Source organism: Heyndrickxia oleronia (assembly GCF_017809215.1).
In the GTDB taxonomy this organism is placed as follows: Bacteria; Bacillota; Bacilli; order Bacillales; family Bacillaceae_C; genus Heyndrickxia; species Heyndrickxia oleronia.
The window spans coordinates 2,052,016-2,072,657 of sequence record NZ_CP065424.1; the positions used below are offsets into that span (position 1 = coordinate 2,052,016).

23 protein-coding genes are annotated in these 20,642 nt (G+C 33.4%); 21 read left to right on the plus strand and 2 right to left on the minus strand.

Annotated features, from left to right (window positions below; all coding sequences use genetic code 11):
- Positions 1-172: 172 nt before the first annotated feature.
- Positions 173-1,150 carry an asparaginase gene (locus I5818_RS10265; protein ID WP_058002341.1) on the minus strand — a complete coding sequence of 326 codons (978 nt, stop codon included), beginning with the start codon at positions 1,148-1,150 and terminating at the stop codon, positions 173-175.
- 109 nt (positions 1,151-1,259) lie between these two features.
- Here I5818_RS10265 and prsW point away from each other — a divergent pair, with 109 nt between their 5' ends.
- From prsW to rpsA, 8 genes are all read left to right on the plus strand, one after another.
- Positions 1,260-1,964: a glutamic-type intramembrane protease PrsW gene (prsW, locus tag I5818_RS10270; protein ID WP_058002342.1), complete on the plus strand. Its 705-nt coding sequence runs from the start codon at positions 1,260-1,262 to the stop codon at positions 1,962-1,964.
- Positions 1,965-2,095: 131 nt separating this feature from the next.
- On the plus strand, positions 2,096-2,938 hold the full coding sequence (gene sleB / locus I5818_RS10275; protein ID WP_071976102.1) for a spore cortex-lytic enzyme: 843 nt from the start codon (positions 2,096-2,098) through the stop codon (positions 2,936-2,938).
- Between the two features lie 12 nt (positions 2,939-2,950).
- The gene (ypeB, locus tag I5818_RS10280) at positions 2,951-4,300 is read left to right on the plus strand and encodes a germination protein YpeB (protein WP_058002344.1); all 1,350 of its coding nucleotides are present in this window, start codon (positions 2,951-2,953) and stop codon (positions 4,298-4,300) included.
- Between the two features lie 116 nt (positions 4,301-4,416).
- On the plus strand, positions 4,417-5,070 hold the full coding sequence (locus tag I5818_RS10285) for a flagellar brake protein (RefSeq protein WP_071976101.1): 654 nt from the start codon (positions 4,417-4,419) through the stop codon (positions 5,068-5,070).
- Between the two features lie 148 nt (positions 5,071-5,218).
- The gene (locus I5818_RS10290; protein WP_058002346.1) at positions 5,219-5,401 is read left to right on the plus strand and encodes a DUF5359 family protein; all 183 of its coding nucleotides are present in this window, start codon (positions 5,219-5,221) and stop codon (positions 5,399-5,401) included.
- 143 nt (positions 5,402-5,544) lie between these two features.
- Positions 5,545-6,219, plus strand: coding sequence for a (d)CMP kinase (gene cmk, locus I5818_RS10295; protein ID WP_058002347.1), 675 nt, complete (start codon positions 5,545-5,547; stop codon positions 6,217-6,219).
- Between the two features lie 2 nt (positions 6,220-6,221).
- Entirely contained in the window at positions 6,222-6,806 is a 585-nt protein-coding gene (locus I5818_RS10300) for a lysophospholipid acyltransferase family protein (RefSeq protein WP_058002348.1), read from the plus strand.
- A 184-nt stretch (positions 6,807-6,990) separates the two neighbouring features.
- Entirely contained in the window at positions 6,991-8,127 is a 1,137-nt protein-coding gene (gene rpsA, locus I5818_RS10305; protein ID WP_071976100.1) for a 30S ribosomal protein S1, read from the plus strand.
- A gap of 124 nt (positions 8,128-8,251) precedes the next feature.
- Here rpsA and I5818_RS10310 read toward each other — a convergent pair whose 3' ends face one another.
- A complete protein-coding gene (locus tag I5818_RS10310; protein WP_065107195.1) occupies positions 8,252-8,386 on the minus strand; it encodes a YpzI family protein in 135 nt (44 codons plus the stop codon).
- A 105-nt stretch (positions 8,387-8,491) separates the two neighbouring features.
- Here I5818_RS10310 and I5818_RS10315 point away from each other — a divergent pair, with 105 nt between their 5' ends.
- The 13 genes from I5818_RS10315 to I5818_RS10375 all read left to right on the plus strand — a co-directional run bounded on the left by I5818_RS10315 (position 8,492) and on the right by I5818_RS10375 (position 20,524).
- Positions 8,492-9,106 (plus strand): YphA family membrane protein, encoded by a 615-nt coding sequence (locus tag I5818_RS10315; RefSeq protein WP_209391902.1) that lies wholly within the window; start codon positions 8,492-8,494, stop codon positions 9,104-9,106.
- 184 nt (positions 9,107-9,290) lie between these two features.
- Positions 9,291-10,601 carry a ribosome biogenesis GTPase Der gene (gene der, locus I5818_RS10320; protein ID WP_058002430.1) on the plus strand — a complete coding sequence of 437 codons (1,311 nt, stop codon included), beginning with the start codon at positions 9,291-9,293 and terminating at the stop codon, positions 10,599-10,601.
- A 99-nt stretch (positions 10,602-10,700) separates the two neighbouring features.
- Entirely contained in the window at positions 10,701-11,744 is a 1,044-nt protein-coding gene (locus I5818_RS10325) for an NAD(P)H-dependent glycerol-3-phosphate dehydrogenase (RefSeq protein WP_058002351.1), read from the plus strand.
- A gap of 588 nt (positions 11,745-12,332) precedes the next feature.
- The gene (locus I5818_RS10330; RefSeq protein ID WP_058002352.1) at positions 12,333-12,533 is read left to right on the plus strand and encodes a DUF2768 domain-containing protein; all 201 of its coding nucleotides are present in this window, start codon (positions 12,333-12,335) and stop codon (positions 12,531-12,533) included.
- 36 nt (positions 12,534-12,569) lie between these two features.
- Complete coding sequence (locus I5818_RS10335; RefSeq protein ID WP_058002353.1) at positions 12,570-13,277, plus strand: hypothetical protein; 708 nt, start codon at positions 12,570-12,572, stop codon at positions 13,275-13,277.
- 276 nt (positions 13,278-13,553) lie between these two features.
- Positions 13,554-15,032, plus strand: a complete 1,479-nt coding sequence (gene spoIVA / locus I5818_RS10340) for a stage IV sporulation protein A (RefSeq protein WP_058002354.1) — start codon at positions 13,554-13,556, stop codon at positions 15,030-15,032.
- A 263-nt stretch (positions 15,033-15,295) separates the two neighbouring features.
- The gene (locus I5818_RS10345; RefSeq protein ID WP_058002355.1) at positions 15,296-15,568 is read left to right on the plus strand and encodes an HU family DNA-binding protein; all 273 of its coding nucleotides are present in this window, start codon (positions 15,296-15,298) and stop codon (positions 15,566-15,568) included.
- 278 nt (positions 15,569-15,846) lie between these two features.
- Complete coding sequence (folE, locus tag I5818_RS10350; protein ID WP_078111024.1) at positions 15,847-16,413, plus strand: GTP cyclohydrolase I FolE; 567 nt, start codon at positions 15,847-15,849, stop codon at positions 16,411-16,413.
- Between the two features lie 166 nt (positions 16,414-16,579).
- A complete protein-coding gene (locus I5818_RS10355) occupies positions 16,580-17,392 on the plus strand; it encodes a heptaprenyl diphosphate synthase component 1 (protein ID WP_058002357.1) in 813 nt (270 codons plus the stop codon).
- A 3-nt stretch (positions 17,393-17,395) separates the two neighbouring features.
- Positions 17,396-18,100, plus strand: a complete 705-nt coding sequence (locus I5818_RS10360) for a demethylmenaquinone methyltransferase (protein WP_058002358.1) — start codon at positions 17,396-17,398, stop codon at positions 18,098-18,100.
- 19 nt (positions 18,101-18,119) lie between these two features.
- Positions 18,120-19,082 carry a heptaprenyl diphosphate synthase component II gene (hepT, locus tag I5818_RS10365; RefSeq protein WP_071976099.1) on the plus strand — a complete coding sequence of 321 codons (963 nt, stop codon included), beginning with the start codon at positions 18,120-18,122 and terminating at the stop codon, positions 19,080-19,082.
- A 109-nt stretch (positions 19,083-19,191) separates the two neighbouring features.
- On the plus strand, positions 19,192-19,638 hold the full coding sequence (gene ndk / locus I5818_RS10370; RefSeq protein WP_058002360.1) for a nucleoside-diphosphate kinase: 447 nt from the start codon (positions 19,192-19,194) through the stop codon (positions 19,636-19,638).
- Positions 19,639-19,750: 112 nt separating this feature from the next.
- Complete coding sequence (locus I5818_RS10375) at positions 19,751-20,524, plus strand: CheR family methyltransferase (RefSeq protein ID WP_058002361.1); 774 nt, start codon at positions 19,751-19,753, stop codon at positions 20,522-20,524.
- Positions 20,525-20,642: the final 118 nt, after the last annotated feature.

Here is a 20,642-nt window from a genome sequence, read left to right on the forward strand (position 1 = left end):
TCTCTTACTAGAGGTAGGGTGGGGCAGATGGAATAAAAAAAGACTTTTTTCCCTTATTCCACTCGGTATTACCCTATATGATGTTTCGTTGAAATCTGTAATCTTATTGACTTCAAAAAATAGAAGCAGTCATAGCAAGTACAACCAAGTACTTGTAGGACTGCTTCTATTTTTATATTTTATGAAACATTTCTTCGATTTCTTTCATATTATTTGTTTGTGAAAGGGCAATAAGTAGTTTAATTCTAGCTTTTTGCCCATTCAATCCGTTAGAAAAGATCGCACCTAATTCCTTTAGCTGTTTTCCTCCACCTTCATAGCCATAAATATCCTGTGCGATGCCATTAAAACATCTTGAGACAATGATTGTCGGGATATTTGCTTCAATGAGTAACTTAATTCCTTCTACAGTTGCTGGCGGCAAATTCCCTTGTCCTAATGCTTCGATTACAAGACCATCATAGTTTAAATCTAAAATAGCTTTAAATAATAATGAGTCCATTCCGGCATGTGCTTTGAGTAATGCTACATTTTTTGTAATGCTATCGATAGGATAGTATTCCTTATGTGTCGGTGCATTATGGAAAAATATACCTGGCTTTGATATGATTCCAATTGGTCCGAACTGTGGACTTTGAAATGTTGACAAATTACTTGTATGTGTTTTTGTAACGTTTTTTGCGGTATGAATTTCATCATTTAATACAACTAGTACACCTTTACCTTTTGCTTCTTCACAGGCAGCTACTCTTATAGACGTAATTAAATTATATAATCCATCAGAACCGATTTCATTACTAGACCTCATTGCCCCAGTTACTACTATAGGGAGCTCAAGTCCAGTGGTAAGGTCAAGAAAATAAGCAGTTTCCTCTAAAGTATCTGTTCCATGAGTAATGACAACCCCATCAATAGTATTTTCTTTCGTTTCATTTATGATTAATTCCTTTAATTTTAGCATTTCTGTCATTGTAATATGTGGTGAAGGTAAATTAAATGGCTCTTTTACGATTAAATTAGCAAGATTAGAAAGTCCTTTTGTTTGAGCTGATAAAGGATTTTCTTCGCCGGGTTTAACTGCACCAGTTTCCCCATCCTCATACATAGAAATGGTTCCACCAGTGTGAATGACCAATATATTTTTTTTCATAAAAAATCCCCCAAATAAAGCAATACTTTTCCAAATTTTGAAAAGGTTATTTTCTTTCTATAGTATACATGATACGATTAAGAAAATGAAAAAGAAATGAGGCAGAAAAATGCTGGTAATATTATCAGCAGGAATTGCACCAGGTTTAGCACTTTTAAGTTATTTTTATTTAAAAGATCAATATGAATTAGAGCCTGTACTACTAGTATTTAAGGCCTTTTTATTTGGTGCATTTCTTACGTTTCCAATCATGTTTATTCAGCATGTTTTGGATATTGAGCAAATTTTACAAGGTAATATTTTTAACGCTTTTATAAATATAGCATTATTAGAGGAATTTTTTAAATGGTTTATCCTCTTTTTTGTTGTGTATCAGCATGGGGATTTTAGTGAACCATATGATGGAATTGTTTATGGTGCTAGTGTTTCTTTAGGATTCGCAACCGTTGAAAATATTTTATATTTAATTGCTGATGGTGTCGGAACTGCTTTTGGAAGAGCATTACTACCGGTTTCAAGTCATGCATTATTTGGGGTAATTATGGGCTATTATTTAGGTAAGGCCAAATTCTCACTTGATCGCAAGATGAAGCAAGCATTAATATATTCTTTCACAATCCCTTTACTACTTCATGGATTTTATGATTACATTTTATTGTCAAAGACAAAATGGATATATTATATTATTCCGTTTATGCTCTTTCTGTGGTGGCTTGGTTTAAAAAAGGTAAAGCAAGCGCATGCCTTATCTAAAAAGCATCATGAAATGAATACGACAGAAAATAATCAATCGGCTATAGATACAATTGGATGATCTGTGTCCGGTTGTTTTTTTTTGCCCTAATTTCAGGAAATGACAAGATACTATTACTTTTTTGTATAAAATTCCTTTGGAAACAAAAACTAGCCGTAATTCTAAAACAATTTTTGGAGGGGTAAAACGCAATGAGGAACAACATTTTTGTAAAAGTTGTTTTCGTACTTTTATTCTGTCTTGTAACATTGACAATTTCAAGTTCAAAACAGCCAATTCAGGCGTTTACAAATCAAGTGATCCAAAGGGGTGCAGTTGGAGACGATGTTATAGAATTGCAAGCAAGATTGCAAAATATCGGATTTTATACAGGTAAAATTGATGGTGTTTTTGGATGGGGAACGTATTGGGCATTACGAAATTTTCAAAAGGATTTTGGCTTAGATATTGATGGATTAGCTGGACCAACAACAAAAGCGAAATTGGTTAAAGCATCGAATTATAATGCTGCCTTTGTTAAAGATCAAATTAAAAAGGGGAATGAGTTTACTTATTATGGGGGCGTTGATATTAATAAACAAATTAAGCCTAAATCATCTACGTCTAATAAAAAAACTACTACAACAAAAAAACCATCAGGTACTACGAATGTAACTGCGACCAATGTACCAAATGGCTACTCTCAAAATGACATTCAATTATTAGCTAATGCGGTGTATGGAGAGTCAAGAGGAGAACCATATGAAGGTCAGGTGGCAGTAGCTGCTGTCATATTAAATAGAGTGGAGAGCTCTTCATTTCCGAATACAATTTCAGGTGTAATCTTTGAACCAGGTGCATTTACAGCAGTAGCAGATGGACAAATTTGGTTAACACCAAATGAAACGGCAAAAAAAGCTGTGATTGATGCGATTAATGGATGGGATCCTACCGGAAATGCTTTATATTACTTTAATCCTGTTACAGCAACAAGTAAATGGATTTGGTCGAGACCACAAATCAAGCAAATTGGCAAACATATATTTTGTATGTAAGGGGTGATTTGAATGATTAGAGGAATTATTATAGCTGTATTATCACTTGGTGTTATTGGAACTGGAGTATGGGGGTACCAAGAACACCGAGAAAAAAATGCAATCTTAATAAACGCTGAAAATAATTATCAACGAGCATTTCATGATTTAGCTTATCAAATGGATCAGTTACATGACCAAATTGGTACTACGTTAGCCATGAATTCAAGAAAGTCTCTTTCACCTGCCCTTGCAGATGTATGGAGACTTACTTCGGAAGCACATAGTAATGTCGGTCAATTGCCTCTTACTTTATTACCATTTAATAAAACAGAGGAATTTTTATCGAATATCGGAAATTTTAGTTATCGAACAGCAGTTAGAGATCTTGATAAGGAACCACTATCTAATGAAGAATATGGGACCCTTAAAAGATTATATTCACAAAGTGCTAATATTCAAGGGGAACTAAGAAAAGTACAACACTTAGTACTAAAAAACAACTTACGTTGGATGGATGTTGAAATGGCACTAGCTACTGGCAAGGAAGGTGCAGATAATACGATCATCGATGGCTTTAAAACAGTAGAAAAAACAGTTAAAGGATACGATGAATCGAATACAAATGATCCATCTTTAGTAAGCTTTCAAAAAAATAACAACAATTTTCGGGACGTAAAAGGTAAATCGATTACTAAAGATGAAGCAATTCAAATAGCGAAGAAGTTTACAAACATAAAAAATCCTACCAAAGTAAAGGTAACCGAAAATGGAAAAGGTGCTAATTTTAGTTTCTATAGTGTAACCTTAGCAGATAAGAATGGTAATGAGGGCAATATGGATATGACTAAAAAAGGCGGACATCCGATATATTTTATTGAAAGACGAGACATTACAAAGCAAAATTTAAGTTTAAATGATGGAATTCAGGCTGCGTCTAAATTTTTGAAAAATAATCAGTTTGATCATATGGAGGTTTTTGAGAGTACACAATATGATCATATAGGTGTTTTTTCCTTTGTAGTAAATGAAGAAGGCGTTCGAATCTATCCAGAAACGATCAAGTTAAAGGTTGCTTTAGATAATGGACAAATAATTGGTTTTACTGCTCAAGATTATATGAAAAATACTGAGAATCGAAAAATTCCTAAGCCTAAGCTAACAATGGCAGAGGCAAAAGGCTCTATTAATCCAAAATTAAAGGTAATGGAGGATAGATTGGCTATTATCAGTAATGAACTAGGAAAAGAAGTGCTTTGCTATGAATTCTTAGGTACACTAGGTAAGGATACGTACCGGATCTTTATAAACGCAAACGATGGAAAGGAAGAAAATGTAGAAAAACTGCAAAACGCGGAACCTGTATATCACAATGTATTATGAGGAAAGCTATCTAGCTTTCCTCATTTTCTTTTGGTGAATATCTAGAAAAGTCTGTCATTAAATGGCATAATATACTTAGGACCATATTATTATGTCAAGGAAGGATTTGCAAATCGATGTTAAATATTGGAATGAACTTAACTCTTGAATCTTTGGAAAGTAATAATCCTGATAAATATAAATGCAAAATTGCTGATATTGAAAATAATAATTTATATATCGATTATCCCATTAGTTTAACGACTAATCGTACTGCTTTTCTTGTGAATGATTTACATTTAAATTGTATTTTTTCTACAGAAGATAATGGAACTTATCTCTTTCGTACAAAAGTTATAGGCAAAGTCAAAAAAAATATCCCCTTGATTATTTTACATATCCCACCAGTTGAGGAGTTTAAGAAGATACAACGTAGACAGTACGTAAGGGTTGAAACAGCGGTTGATATATCCTTGTATTTACAAAATTCTAAAGAAAGATTCACGACAATTACTGAGGATATAAGTGCAGGAGGATGTGCCGTTCTTTTACCAAAAAATATACAGATGCACCCATTAGAAACGGGTGATGCTACCATCGTACTTCCAATGCAAAACGGAGATTATCAGTATATTAATACACCAATTAAACTTATAAGAAATTGGGAGGATGCAGGTAAGAACATTGCATCAATTGAATTCATTGATTTAGATGAGAAAGATACCCAATCACTTTTTCGCTTCTGTTTTGAAAGACAATTAGAGCTTCGAAAAAAAGGATTATTAACTTAAAGCATTTTCTTAGGTGAAATTTAACTACTATAATTTGGTCTATAGACTTGAAGTCAGCTTTAATTAAGAAACATTTAAGTTTCTTAAATGAATAAAGAATTTCTTCTACTCCCATAATGATTAATATATTATTTTAGGAGTGGATGAAATGAAATTAATAGAAAGATGGATGGTAAAATTAATAATTTTTCACTTTATATTATTACTATTGATTCAAGGGGTTCTTCACTCACTTCATTTTTTTCAAGATTATCAAAAAATCACCTTTTATGAAGGGGTTAATAAAATGAATGAAACTCCTATAATAGAAACATGGAAGAATCATCATTAAGGCAGATTAGATTCTGTCTTTTTTAGTTGTTATATAATATGTTAATATTAAGTGAACTGTTAACTACCTAAAAGTACATCATAATAGAGTATTTAGTTAACGTGGATTGTCATGGTTATTATAAAGAATGGGTGGAAAGCTGAATGAATCAAAAAATTCGTATTGCTATTGATGGTCCTGCTGCTGCAGGCAAAAGTACGGTTGCAAAAATTGTTGCCGAAAGACTATCTTATATCTATATAGATACGGGAGCAATGTATAGATCTTTAACATTAAAGGCTCTAGATAATCAGATATCTCCAAATAATGAATCAGCACTAGCAGACTTGCTGAATGTCACTATGATTGAACTAAAGCCAGGGATTGAAGGTCAGCTAGTCTATTTAGATGGAGTGGATGTAACTAAAAAAATCCGTGAAGCTTCGGTCACAAATAATGTATCGGAAGTATCTAAACACCGTCTAGTTCGTGAGGAAATGGTAAGAAGGCAACAAGCGTTTGCTAAAGACGGTGGAGTGGTCATGGATGGCCGGGATATTGGAACTCATGTAATCCCGAACGCTGAATTAAAAATCTTTTTACTTGCTAGCGTAGAAGAACGTGCCTTAAGAAGGCATACTGAAAATCTTGCGAAAAATTATCCATCTGATTTAAATCAGTTACAAAAAGAAATTGAATTAAGGGATAAGTTAGATTCAGAACGGGAAGTTTCACCATTAAAGAAGGCTGATGATGCTATAGTGATTGATACAACTTCATTAACTATTCAAGATGTTGTAAATAAAATAATGAATTTTGCTAATGAAAGGATCGAATAAAAGTGACTTTTTACTCATTTGCAAAAGTGGTTGTATGGAGGATTTTTAAACCGCTATATAGAATTCAGGTTATTGGCAAAGAGCATTTTCCTGAAAAGGGTGGTGTGCTCTTATGTGCTAATCATATCGATAATCTGGATCCACCAGTAGTTGGTATTACAGCACCTAGACCAGTTGTATTTATGGGAAAGGAAGAACTTTTTCAAAAACCACTATTAAAAACATTAATGGAAAAATTAAATGTCATTCCTATAAAAAGAGGTATGAGTGATAGGGAAGCGTTGCGTAAAGGACTAAATGTTCTAAAAAAGGATCAAGTTCTAGGACTCTTTCCTGAAGGTACACGCAGTAAAACTGGGGAACTAGGTAAAGGTCTTGCCGGTGCAGGTTTTTTTGCATTAAGGACGGATGCCGCTGTTATTCCTTGTGCAATTATTGGACCTTATAAACCTTTTAGCAAATTAAAAGTGGTGTATGGGGAACCGATAGACCTACAAGAATATCGTGATAACAAAGCAAATCCTGGTGAAGTCACAGATGTGATCATGAATCGAATTAAAAAATTGATCGATGAACATCGCAAATGAGTCACTTTACTTGACAAAATGTAGTATTTGTTAGAAGTTAGTATAAAGGATCATTTTTGAATTGTTTGAAAGTATAAAAAGCTATTGTTGCTAATTGGATGATTTCTAGTTTTATCGATAGAGATGATGACTTGAAAGACAACTAGCCAAAGCTTATCGTTATTTGGATTAAGGAGGAGTACATATGACAGATGATATGAATCAAGTGGAAGTAAAGACCTTTTTAGAGAATGATAGGGTAAAAGGAACGGTTACTAAGGTTGAAGAAAAACAAGTGCTAGTAGCCATTGAAGGTAGTAAAATAGATGGCATCATCCCAATCAGTGAACTGTCTAGTCTTCATGTTGAACAAGCATCTGACGTTGTAAAAGAAGGGGATGTCCTTGATCTAATTGTAACAAAGGTTGAAGAAGAAGCATTAGTTGTTTCTAAACGCAAAGTAGATGCAGAAATAGCATGGCAAGAAATGCAACGTCGTTTTGAAAACAATGAAATTTTTGAAGCAACCATCAGTGATGTAGTTAAAGGCGGATTAGTTGTTGATCTTGGAATCCGTGGCTTCGTTCCTGCTTCATTAGTTGAAGATCATTATGTAGAGGATTTTAGCGATTATAAGGGTAAACAATTAACTTTTAAAATCGTAGAATTAGATCGTGACAAAAGCCGTATTATCCTTTCACATAGAGCAGTTATTGAATCAGAAAAATTAGAGAAAAAGAAACAGGCTTTACATCATATTCAAGCTGGTCAAATTCTTGAAGGGAAAGTACAAAGAATTACTGATTTTGGAGCTTTTGTTGATATTGGTGGTGTAGATGGACTTGTTCATATCTCTCAGCTTTCTCATGAACATGTAGAAAAACCTTCTGATGTAATTGAGGAAGGGCAACTTGTAAAAGTGAAAGTATTATCGGTTGATCACGATAATGAACGTATATCACTGTCAATAAAAGAAACTCAGCCTGGACCTTGGGCAGATATTGAAGAAAAGGCTCCGAAAGGAACAGTACTAACGGGTAAAGTGAAGAGATTAGTTTCATTTGGGGCATTTGTTGAAGTGTTCCCTGGAGTGGAAGGCTTAGTTCATATCTCACAAATTTCCCATAAGCATATCAATACACCACATGAAGTTCTAAAAGAAGGTCAAGAGGTTCAAGTGAAAGTATTAGATGTAAATACTCAAGATAGTCGCCTCTCTTTAAGTATTAAAGATCTTGAAGAACGTGAAGAAGAAGTTGTGGACTATGAACTTCCCGAAGAAACAAAAGGATTCCAATTAGGTGAAGTGATTGGTGATAAACTAAAAGATTTAAATAAATAAAATAAGATATAAGGCTATCCTCATAGTAATATAGGGATAGCCTTTTTCCGTATAAAATTTTGTTCATGCTTATCTATTCAATTCTGCACTAATGATGATAAAACATGAAATTTGCCATTTTATGTTAGCCTTTTTGATTCCTTCTGGCATCCTCGGCACTCTCTAATTTAGTTGAGCCATTATAATGAAGGGCCTGATCTCTATCTGACTCAACTCTTCTACTTTGTTTTAACTTTTTTTCTTGTCTATCTCTTCCCATATTTTAAACACCTCCTAAAAAGTAGGATAACTTGAAAAATTATTACTATTCATGGTTAGAACCTTTTTTATTTTCCTATAATGAAAATGAAAGGAGGTTAAAGGGATGGATGGTTTTTATTCTTTATTCTTTTTATGGTCAGTTTGGATTTATACCACATTTATCTTAAGTCGTCAAAATCAATTAAGATTCCGGATTGCATTTCTATCATTATTATTATTAATCGTATATCCATTTAGCATTTCGCTTTTTTCCATTCCGATGCAATTGTCATCAATTATACTACTTATTATCTGTTATTTTTATTTTAGTAAGCTGAAATTTTGGAAAAAAGTCTATATGTTTTTGGCTATTTTTATTATTATGATTGGTTATTCTGGATTTTCATTATTAGAATTATACGATCCAGTTTGGATTTTTATGGACAGGAAATTTTTATTTGGATTCGTGCTTTTTTTACTTGCTCAATTATTATATCCTCGTTCTTTACCTTCGCAAATTTTGTGTGCATTCACTGGTACTATACATGGAGAAATAATCTATTCTTTAATTTTAAAAAAGTGGGGATTTCCATATATTATAGGTGATAGATCGTGTTTAGATATTTGCGCTTTAGTTATTTTTTTCCTCTTATCTTGGTTTATGATTAATAAAATGATAACAAGTATAACACTAAAAAATAATGTACTGAAGGAAAATAAGGCGAAATTGTTAAAATAGTTTTTGGCTCGTTATAATATGGATGAATGTTTATTTTATTAGATTTGAGTTTCTTTCCATTCAATGATTGCTTGTCATACATATTATTGATAAACTATGTAGGTTAGACATTATACTAAAGCAAGTAAATGAAAGAGTAAAAATGAATGAAATGAAAGAAATTATAAATGAAAGGGTGATTGAGGTGACAAAACCAGTTGTCGCAATTGTAGGTCGTCCGAATGTAGGAAAATCGACAATTTTTAATCGTATTGTCGGTGAACGTATATCAATTGTTGAAGATGTTCCCGGTGTGACAAGAGACCGTATTTATAGCTCGGCAGAGTGGCTTACTCACGATTTTAATATCATTGATACCGGAGGGATAGATATCGGTGATGAACCATTCCTCGAACAAATACGAGGGCAAGCTGAAATCGCAATTGATGAGGCTGATGTGATTATTTTTATTACTAGTGGTCGTGAAGGGATTACTTCTGCAGACGAAATGGTCGCTAAAATTTTATACAAATCAAAAAAACCTGTTGTTTTAGGTGTAAATAAAATTGATAATCCTGAAATGCGAGATCAAATTTATGATTTCTATTCTTTAGGTTTCGGAGATCCATTTCCGATTTCTGGATCACATGGGATTGGTCTTGGAGATCTTTTAGATGAAGTTGCAAAACATTTTCCAAAAATGGAAGAAACGGAATATGGAGAAGATACGATTAAATTTAGTTTTATTGGACGCCCAAATGTTGGGAAATCCTCGCTAGTAAATGCGATCTTAGGTGAAGAAAGAGTAATTGTAAGTGATGTTGAAGGGACAACAAGAGATGCAATTGACTCCTCCTACACCTTTGAAGATCAAGAATATGTCATCATTGATACTGCTGGAATGAGGAAAAAAGGAAAGGTTTATGAAAGTACTGAAAAATATAGTGTGTTACGTGCCTTAAGAGCGATTGAGCGTTCAGATGTTGTCTGTGTCGTAATTAATGGTGAAGAAGGAATAAGAGAGCAGGATAAGAAGATTGCTGGTTATGCACATGAAGCGGGTAGAGCAATCGTAATTGTAGTAAATAAATGGGATGCAGTTGAGAAAGATGAAAAAACAATGAAGAAGTTTGAAGAAAATATTCGCGAACATTTTCTTTTCTTAAGTTACGCACCAATTGTATTTCTATCAGCAAAAACAAAGAAACGTTTACAAAATTTAATTCCTATTATTAAAACTGTAAGTGAAAATCATGCAATGCGTGTACAATCAAGCATACTAAATGAGGTCGTAATGGATGCTGTTGCAATGAATCCAACCCCAACAGATAAGGGAAAACGTTTAAGAATATATTATTCAACTCAAGTTGCAGTTAAACCTCCGACCTTTGTTGTTTTTGTAAATGAACCTGAATTAATGCATTTTTCCTATGAACGTTTTCTTGAAAATAGAATTCGTGATGCCTTTGACTTTGAAGGTACACCAATTCGTTTAATACCACGTAGAAGGAAATAATAATTGTGAAAAAACAGTAAATAAGAAAAACAAGATGGCTATTGTAAAACTGTTTTGTCATTTTATACTTATCTTCAAATAAAAAAGCAGGTGATCGTGTTGTCTAATAAAAAGGAAAAGGTTGCAGTGATTGGAGCGGGTAGCTGGGGAACAGCACTGGCAATGGTTTTAGCAGACAATGAGCATGAAGTACGTCTTTGGGGACATAAACAAGAACAAATCGAGGAAATTAATCGTTTTCATACTAATCAAAAATATTTACCTAATATTCAATTATCTGAATCTATTATTGGTTATTCTTCATTACAAGAAGCCCTTGAAGATATCGAGGTTATCATTTTGGCTGTCCCAACTAAGGCCATTCGAGAAGTATTAGGGAAAATACGTGAATTTCAATTATCTAAATTAACAATTGTTCATGTCAGCAAGGGAATTGAGCCAGACACTTTACTTAGAATATCTGAAATGATTGAAGAAGAAATGCCTAACGATCTTTTAAATGCTGTTGTTGTTTTATCAGGACCTAGTCACGCTGAGGAAGTAAGCTTGAGACATCCAACAACAGTTACAGTTTCTTCTCACGATGAAGCTGCAGCTAAACGTGTGCAAGACCTATTTATGAATCAAAATTTTCGGGTCTATACCAACTTAGATGTTATTGGTGTTGAAATAGGTGGAGCATTAAAAAACATCATTGCTTTGGCGGCAGGTATATCTGATGGACTTGGCTATGGGGATAATGCGAAGGCTGCATTAATAACAAGAGGATTAGCGGAAATTGCAAGACTTGGTACAAAAATGGGTGCTAACCCATTAACGTTTTTGGGTCTTTCTGGGATAGGTGATTTAATTGTCACTTGTACAAGTGTTCATTCACGAAATTGGCGAGCAGGAAATATGCTTGGTAAGGGAATGAAGTTAGAAGAAGTACTGGAAAATATGGGAATGGTCGTTGAAGGGGTAAGAACCACAAAAGCAGCACATCAATTATCAGAGAAATATGCTGTTAGAATGCCGATAACCGATGAATTATATCGAGTTCTCTTTAATGAATACCATCCAAAAGATGCAGTTGATAATCTCATGGGAAGATTGAAAACGAATGAGATGGAAGATTTAACAAATTTATTAAATATTGAATGATACATTTAGTCACTTTTTTTGTCCTACTTTTTCAAATGAATGGGCATTCGACGATGCAAATAAGTATTGATTTGCATAAAATGCCATGAAGTAAAAGCTTTAAACTTGTGGAATGGGTATTTGTCTATTTTTTTCTTACTGAAGTGAGGTTAACGCCCCTTGCTTCGGTTTTTTTAGTTTTCAATAAGGAATTTTTTTCTTTTACATTTTTGAGGTGATATTAATTGGAAAAAATAGGTTGAAGACCGCCGAGTCTTTTGATCAACTAAGAAAAGAATTTTGAACGTGATACGAACACTAAACTTTTTATTAGGCATAAAAGCCTGCAGTAGGACTTATACAAAAAAAGCAACTTACGATATGAAAATAGCATGAAGTACGGAAGATGCTTAAAATTTTTCAGTTCATTTACTAATCATTATTGATCAAATGATGTCATTGAAAAATATTTCAGATTTTGTCACATGGCTTGGCAAACATAGATAGACCATAGAAGGGATTGTGTTATAATATAGTTGCTTTGCTTATTTTTAAAAGTAAACGCAGTCATTATACATAAGATTAGTTGAACAAAAAGGTGGATATTATATGTCTGAATCGATGTTTAAAATGTGGGTGTCCATTGCTGGAATGGGCTTAATGGCAATAGCGATGGTTGTCATTTATTTAAGTAGGTATAAGATTAAATTCAAATTTTTAAAAGCTATAACAGCTATTATTGCTTATTTATGTTTAATTATTGGCGGATTAATCATGGTATACGTCGTATTTACAGGACCTACAAGTTAATGATGAATTTTCCGTGGAAAGGATTGGAATAGTACGTTGAAAAGATTGACTCTCCTATTTCTAGTATGTATTTCTATTACTATGTTAAGTGGTTGTCTATACCCTCAAGAAAAATTAGCTGAAAATCAAATTCCTTATGAGGATCAAATACAATCGGTACAAACGGCAGTAGATAAATTTCAAAAAGATAATGGTGGGATTCTACCTATCAAGACTAGGGATCAAAGTACACCAATATATGAAAAATATCCAATAGACTATAAAAAAATAGTTCCGCAATACTTATCTGATTCTCCTGGGAATTCTTATGAAAATGGTGGAATCTTTCAATATGTTTTAATAGATGTAGAAACAAATCCTACAGTTAAAATATTTGATTTAAGAATAGCGGAAAAAATAAGAGAATTACATATGAGGATCAATGCTCAAGGGTATCCTCCATATAAAAATGAAGTATCTAAAAATGTATATACACTAAACTATAAAAAAATTGGTTATAAGGAGGAACCGTTTGTAGTTTCCCCGTATACAAATAATAATCTTCCTTTTGTCATCACAGGACAAGGAGACATTTTTGTAGACTATAGTAGTGACCTATATCATGTACTTCGCAACAAAAATGTAAAAGTTAAACCTGGAGAGGATATCCGACATATTTTAACGGATGATTCCTTATTTGTACCAGCGTATTCTCTCCCCTATACAATAAACCAAAAAAATGAACCTATTTTTTTAGCAAAATAGTCATAACCCTTTCTTTACAAAATATATTGTAAAGGAAGGGTTTTATTTTTATGGTTTTGTGGTCATTTTAAATTGATATGAATCTGTCTCATGACTTGTAATAGATGAATGGGATACCACTATCAAGGTATAGATTAACTTGGCCAAAATGATAGAAAAAGTTGATAAATCATCAATTTATAGTCATAAGAGAATAGGACAACATCATACACATATAGTGTCCAAAACTTTTTAAGGATGTAATGTCCCAGGAACTTAATGTGGGGAGGGAATCTCTTGGAAAAGGTTGATATTTTTAAAGATATTGCTGAAAGAACAGGCGGCGATATTTATTTAGGTGTAGTAGGTGCAGTACGAACTGGAAAATCAACATTCATAAAAAAATTTATGGAGTTAGTCGTTTTACCAAATATTGCAACAGAAGCGGATCGAAATCGAGCTCAGGATGAACTACCTCAAAGCGCAGCAGGTAGAACAATAATGACCACTGAGCCGAAATTTGTTCCGAACCAAGCGGTTTCTGTTCATGTCGGTGATGGATTGGATGTCAACATTCGCCTTGTTGACTGTGTTGGGTATACCGTACCAGGTGCAAAGGGGTATGAGGATGAGAATGGACCACGAATGATTCATACTCCATGGTATGAAGAACCTATCTCATTTCACGAAGCAGCAGAAATCGGTACACGTAAAGTAATTCAAGAGCATTCTGTTATTGGCGTCGTCATTACAACTGATGGTTCAATTGGCGAAATCCCGCGTCAGGATTATGTTGAAGCAGAGGAAAGAGTCATTGCTGAGTTGAAAGAGGTTGGAAAGCCTTTTATTATGGTTGTTAATTCTGCAAAGCCTCATCATCCTGAAACGGAAGCATTGCGCTCATCACTTGCTGAAAAATACGATATACCAGTTGTAGCCATGTCAGTCGAAAGCATGAGAGAAGGGGATGTATTAAATGTCTTAAGAGAGGCACTTTATGAATTCCCTGTGCTAGAAGTAAATGTTAATCTACCAAGCTGGGTGATGGTTCTAACAGAAAATCATTGGCTACGAGAAAATTATCAAGAAGCAGTCAAGGAAACTGTCAAAGATATTAAAAGGCTAAGAGATGTTGATCGTGTCGTGCAACAATTTAATGAATATGAATTTATACAGGATGCAGGACTAGCAGGGATTGAAATGGGGCAAGGGGTTGCAGAAATTGATTTGTTTGCTCCTGATGAACTGTATGATCAAGTATTAAAAGAGATAGTTGGGGTAGAAATTCGCGGAAAAGATCATTTGCTTGAATTAATGCAAGATTTCTCCCATGCAAAACGAGAATATGATCAAATTGCAGATGCGCTAAAAATGGTCAAACAAACTGGTTATGGAATTGCGTCTCCAACTTTAGGAGATATGAGTTTGGATGAGCCGGAAATTATTCGCCAAGGCTCACGATTTGGAGTGAGATTAAAAGCTGTTGCACCATCGATTCATATGATTAAAGTTGATGTTGAATCAGAATTTTCTCCAATCATTGGGACAGAGAAACAGAGTGAAGAACTTGTTCGATATCTCATGCAGGACTTTGAAGATGATCCACTATCCATTTGGAATTCTGATATATTTGGGCGTAACTTAAGTTCAATAGTACGTGAAGGAATTCAGGCAAAGCTGTCATTAATGCCTGAAAATGCTAGATATAAACTTAAAGAAACATTGGAAAGAATCATAAATGAAGGTTCAGGTGGACTGATTGCGATTATACTATAATCGTTTAGAAAAAGAAATACCAAGCTAAAAAAGCTTGGTATTTTTCTTTTTTTGATGAAAGATTTCCCACTAATTCACGAATTATTCTTGCTAAGGCTATTTTATTGTGATAATCTTTTATCAGAATTGTTGTTGGTTCAGCAATCAACGCTGTTCTATTCAGGTTTTTCATGGTATACATGTATAGAAACCGGTCAAAATGTTTAGTAATGTAAATAGGACAAAAACTAAATGTTTTATTTCTCTGGGAGGAGGTGAATGGCATGAACAAAACTGAACTTATCAATGCTGTTGCTGAAAGCACAGAACTTTCTAAGAAGGATGCAACTAAAGCGGTTGATGCTATTTTCGAATCTATTCAAAATGCATTAGCTAGTGGTGATAAAGTCCAATTAATTGGATTTGGTAACTTTGAAGTGCGTGAACGTGCTGCTCGTAAAGGACGTAATCCACAAACTGGTGAAGAAATTGAAATCGCAGCCAGCAAGGTACCTGCATTTAAACCAGGTAAAGCGCTTAAAGATGCTGTGAAATAAATACATATTTTACTTTAGGCGTTAAAAAAGGGCTGGCTACAGCCCTTTTTCTTTTATAAACTCTTCAAGAAAAATACTCTCCTTGAATCAAAACTCCTAACAAAATGTTACAAATCTCGATTCTAGTATTTTACTGTATTACACAGAATATGCTAAGATTAGAACTGTTATGTAAAGGCACTTTTCTAAAACTTTGTTATGGAAACAGCCAATCAATAGTGAAACCGATATAATGATTGAAAAATAAATAATGCTTTTAATTTGTAGGAGGACACACCATGGTAGAGATCAATCACAGCCAAATAGAAGAAGCTATTCGAATGATTTTAGAGGCTGTTGGGGAGAATCCTGATAGAGAAGGTTTGCTAGACACACCTAAGCGGGTAGCTAAAATGTATGAAGAAATTTTTGAGGGAATTAATCTGGACCCAAAAGAATCTTTTGATTTAGTTTTTAGTGAAGAACATGAGGAACTAGTTTTACTAAAAGATATCTCATTTATTTCAATGTGCGAACATCATTTACTCCCTTTTTATGGGAAAGCACATATCGCATACCTGCCTCGTAATGGGAAAGTCACTGGCTTAAGTAAATTAGCTCGTGCAATTGAAATTGTAGCAAAACGCCCACAAATACAGGAAAGAATGACCTCTACTGTAGCAGATTCAATATATGAAATACTTGACCCACATGGTGTTATGGTAGTTATTGAAGCCGAGCATATGTGCATGACAATGAGAGGAGTTAAAAAGCCAGGGGCAAAGGCTATTACGACAGCCGTTCGTGGATCACTCGTCAATGATTCATATGCACGCTCAGAAATACTAAATTTAATACATAATTGATCATTATATTTTTCTCTTGTAACAAAGTTTTAGAAAAGAGCCTAACAAATTTATAATGCTCACAAGTTATAGTTTTTTTATGTTATAATATTTTTTGTTGAAGTTTTCATGACACACTATTTTTAGATATAAATCAAGTACGAGAAAGAAATGGGGCTTAAGGGAAATGGACTTGCAAGAAAGGATGCAACAAATCGCTTTAATTAAAGAAACAATTAAACAAAAGATATCTCAAAATTATTTAATGCAGTTTATTGATGAGCCCTATATTGATGAGGATCGTATGAACATATTAATTGAAAGCTTGTCTAGTTTGAAGCTTACAAAAGGAAATATAAATAAATATGTAACGACGACCATGCTCATTCAAATAGCCCTTGATACCCATGATAAAGTGAATAATACATCCGAATTGTTAAAAAAGCGACAATTAACCGTTTTAGCTGGTGATTATTATAGTGGTCTATATTATAAAATATTAGCTGAAGTTGAAAATGTACCACTCATTCGAACGCTTGCTGAAGGAATTAAGATCGTAAATGAACATAAAGTAGCAATCTACCGACTAGAGGATTGCACTGTTGAACAGTATATGGATACTTTAAAAAAGGTTGAATCAACGATTATTTCTAAATTTATTAATTTTTTTGGATCAAAAGAACTTTCTATTTTAGGTGAAGAGCTATTATTTTTAATTACAATCAGTAATGAAATTGAAAAGGTGAAAAAAGAGAAACACTCAACACTCTTTGAAGCACTAACTAAGCTTCTCTTGCCGACTAATTTAAATACCTTTCAACAGCTATCTTCAGAAAATAAATATTACCTGATTGAAAAATGTCAACCATTTATAGACCAGACAATTGAAAAGATAGTGATGGTAAAGGAAAAATTAAATCTCAATCAATTATTAGATCAAAGAATACATTTTCTTCTGAAACAACATTCAAGAGAAAAATTATTTTTGGAAGAGGGTTAAGCGATGGCATCAAAGGAAGAGCGTGTACATAATGTCTTCGAAAAAATTTATGATAATTACGATAAAATGAACTCCGTAATAAGTTTCCAACAGCATCTTAAATGGAGAAAAGATACAATGAAAAAAATGGCTGTGGAAAGAGGAAAAACTGCTCTAGATGTTTGCTGTGGAACAGGTGATTGGACGATTGCACTTGCCGATGCAGTAGGAACAGAGGGCAAAGTTTACGGTTTGGACTTCAGTAAAAATATGCTTCAAGTGGGGGAAGAAAAAGTACGAAAATTAGGTCTTGATCAAGTAGAAATGATCCACGGAAATGCAATGGAGCTTCCATTTGATGATCATACATTTGATTATGTAACAATCGGTTTTGGTTTAAGAAATGTTCCAGATTATATGCAGGTATTAAAAGAGATGAATCGTGTACTTAAGCCAGGTGGTATAGCTGTATGTTTAGAAACATCCCAGCCAACCATGATCGGATATCGGCAACTATATTATATGTACTTTCGATATATCATGCCTTTAATGGGAAAAATATTTGCGAAAAGCTATAAAGAGTATTCTTGGCTCCAAGAATCTGCAAGGGACTTTCCTGGTATAAAAGAACTTGCAAATATGTTTGAAAAAGCAGGATTTGTAAATATACAATATAAGCCTTATAGCGGGGGCGCTGCAGCATCACATATAGGCTATAAAGAGAAATAATAAGCTAGGTGGATATTATATGAAATTGCAAAGATTGTATTCGTTCCTAAAAACGGATATAGATATAATTGAAAAGGAACTTATTGCAGCAATACAGTCTGAATCTAAATTATTGGAAACAGCATCTTTAAATTTGATAAGGGCTGGCGGAAAAAGAATACGACCAATTTTTGTACTTCTCTCCGCTAAATTTGGAAATTATGATATTGAGAGAGTAAAAAATGTTGCTGTCTCTTTAGAGCTTATTCATATGGCCTCTCTTGTTCATGACGATGTAATTGATGATGCGGAGCTAAGGAGAGGCAAACCCACTGTTAAGGCGAAATGGGATAATCGTATTGCTATGTATACAGGTGATTACATATTAGCCTGTTCTCTTGAATACATGACTAAAATTGATCATTACTTAGCACATAAAATATTAGCTGATACGATGGTAGAAGTATGCATAGGAGAGATTAAGCAAATTCAAGATAAATATCGATATAATCAAAATTTACGTGATTATCTTCGACGAATCAAACGGAAGACAGCTATATTAATTGCAGCAAGCTGCCAATTAGGGGCAATTGCTGGTGGAACAGAAGAAGATATACATAAGAAACTATATAAATTTGGCTATTATGTTGGAATGTCTTATCAAATTACAGATGATATACTTGATTTTACTGCATCTGAAAAGGAACTAGGTAAACCAGCTGGTGGTGATTTGCTTCAAGGAAATATTACATTACCTGTACTGTATGCCATGCAAGATCCTGAAATAGAAACAATGATTAAGCGAATTAATGAGCATACATCAAAAGATGAAATGAAAGAAATTATTTTGAAAATAAAAAGCTCAGGTGCAATCGAGAAATCGAATGAAATTAGTCAGCGATATTTAAAAAAAGCATTATCCATGTTAGAGCAACTTCCGAATAATCGGGTCAGAAAATCATTGACTGATGTGGCTAATTTTATTGGAAAGCGTAAATATTAAAGTCTAGTTATCATACCTTTCATTGCTAAATCTCGCAAAAAATGATAATATTTTCGAGGATACATAATTCCAACTAGAAAAAGAGGAACATCAGTAGGAGGATTTTATAATGGAAAAAACATTTTTAATGGTAAAACCAGATGGAGTACAAAGAGAATTAATTGGTGAAATCGTTTCCCGTTTTGAGAAAAAAGGATTCCACCTTGTTGGTGCAAAACTTATGAGCGTATCAAAAGAATTAGCTGAACAACATTATGGTGAACATAAAGAGCGTCCATTCTTTGGCGAATTAGTGGATTTCATTACTTCAAGTCCAGTTTTTGCCATGGTTTGGGAAGGTGAAAACGTTATTGCTACTGCACGTCAAATGATGGGATCTACTAATCCAAAAGATGCTGCACCTGGCACAATCCGTGGTGATTTTGGAGTAACAGTTGGTAAAAATATTATTCATGGTTCTGATTCACCTGAAAGTGCAGTAAGAGAGATTGGCCTTTTCTTCAAAGAAGAAGAATTAGTAGAGTACTCAAAATTAATTAATAACTGGATTTATTAATTTTTTTTAGGATTGGTGATTTCACCAATCTTTTTTTATTTTCATGGTGCTTTTTATTGGTAAAGTCCGTTATACTTAAATTGTAATATGACTATTTCATAGGAGAATGGAAATGACAACGGATTACATAGAATTTATTAACCAAGTAAAGAGAAAGACAAAAATAGATTTATCACTATATAAAGAGGCGCAAATGAAAAGAAGATTAACCTCCTTGTATGAAAAAAAAGGTTTTACATCTTTTCAAGAATTCTTTCAGGCAATGAATAATGACCAAGAATTATTAAATGAATTTTTAGATAGAATGACAATTAATGTTTCCGAGTTCTATCGTAATAAGCAAAGATGGGATGTTTTGGAGAATAAAATATTCCCTACTCTCTTAAAAGAAGGAAAGCCATTAAAAATTTGGTCAGCTGCTTCATCTACAGGTGAGGAACCATATACAATTGCAATGGTGTTATCAAAGCATGTTCCTTTATCAAGTATTTCTATTTTAGCAACTGATATTGATGTAAACGCGATACAAAGAGCAAAGTTAGGTATATATCCTGAAAGATCTCTTAATGAAGTACCTGAAGATATAAAAAAGAAATATTTCGAAAAACAGGGTTCCTACTATCATGTGGCTGACGAGATAAAGAAAACTGTTAAATTTAAACAACATAATTTACTTGCAGATTCATATGAATCAGGTTTTGATTTAATTGTTTGTAGAAATGTAATGATTTATTTTACTGAAGAAGCGAAAGATTCTCTTTATCAAAAATTTAATGCAGCTCTTAGACCAGGAGGAATGTTATTTGTAGGAAGTACCGAACAAATTTTTAATCCTCAATCCTATCATTTTGCTATTGAAGATACGTTCTTTTATAAAAAAGTTTAATTGAGGGTGACCCATTTCTTAGGCGTCACTTTTTTTAATAGGATTAGTTTAATTACTATTAAAGGGTTTTTGACTATCGTAAAAATTCAAAATTTTATTTATCTCTATTGGAAGTTAT

Excerpts from the sequence above, each read along its gene's own strand:
- I5818_RS10265 (WP_058002341.1), bottom strand. The coding sequence starts at position 1,150 with ATGAAAAAAAATATATTGGTCATTCACACTGGTGGAACCATTTCTATG.
- prsW (WP_058002342.1), top strand. The coding sequence starts at position 1,260 with ATGCTGGTAATATTATCAGCAGGAATTGCACCAGGTTTAGCACTTTTA.
- sleB (WP_071976102.1), top strand. The coding sequence starts at position 2,096 with ATGAGGAACAACATTTTTGTAAAAGTTGTTTTCGTACTTTTATTCTGT.
- ypeB (WP_058002344.1), top strand. The coding sequence starts at position 2,951 with ATGATTAGAGGAATTATTATAGCTGTATTATCACTTGGTGTTATTGGA.
- I5818_RS10285 (WP_071976101.1), top strand. The coding sequence starts at position 4,417 with ATGTTAAATATTGGAATGAACTTAACTCTTGAATCTTTGGAAAGTAAT.
- I5818_RS10290 (WP_058002346.1), top strand. The coding sequence starts at position 5,219 with ATGAAATTAATAGAAAGATGGATGGTAAAATTAATAATTTTTCACTTT.
- cmk (WP_058002347.1), top strand. The coding sequence starts at position 5,545 with ATGAATCAAAAAATTCGTATTGCTATTGATGGTCCTGCTGCTGCAGGC.
- rpsA (WP_071976100.1), top strand. The coding sequence starts at position 6,991 with ATGACAGATGATATGAATCAAGTGGAAGTAAAGACCTTTTTAGAGAAT.
- I5818_RS10310 (WP_065107195.1), bottom strand. The coding sequence starts at position 8,386 with ATGGGAAGAGATAGACAAGAAAAAAAGTTAAAACAAAGTAGAAGAGTT.
- I5818_RS10315 (WP_209391902.1), top strand. The coding sequence starts at position 8,492 with ATGGATGGTTTTTATTCTTTATTCTTTTTATGGTCAGTTTGGATTTAT.
- I5818_RS10330 (WP_058002352.1), top strand. The coding sequence starts at position 12,333 with ATGTCTGAATCGATGTTTAAAATGTGGGTGTCCATTGCTGGAATGGGC.
- I5818_RS10345 (WP_058002355.1), top strand. The coding sequence starts at position 15,296 with ATGAACAAAACTGAACTTATCAATGCTGTTGCTGAAAGCACAGAACTT.
- folE (WP_078111024.1), top strand. The coding sequence starts at position 15,847 with ATGGTAGAGATCAATCACAGCCAAATAGAAGAAGCTATTCGAATGATT.
- I5818_RS10355 (WP_058002357.1), top strand. The coding sequence starts at position 16,580 with ATGGACTTGCAAGAAAGGATGCAACAAATCGCTTTAATTAAAGAAACA.
- I5818_RS10360 (WP_058002358.1), top strand. The coding sequence starts at position 17,396 with ATGGCATCAAAGGAAGAGCGTGTACATAATGTCTTCGAAAAAATTTAT.
- hepT (WP_071976099.1), top strand. The coding sequence starts at position 18,120 with ATGAAATTGCAAAGATTGTATTCGTTCCTAAAAACGGATATAGATATA.
- ndk (WP_058002360.1), top strand. The coding sequence starts at position 19,192 with ATGGAAAAAACATTTTTAATGGTAAAACCAGATGGAGTACAAAGAGAA.
- I5818_RS10375 (WP_058002361.1), top strand. The coding sequence starts at position 19,751 with ATGACAACGGATTACATAGAATTTATTAACCAAGTAAAGAGAAAGACA.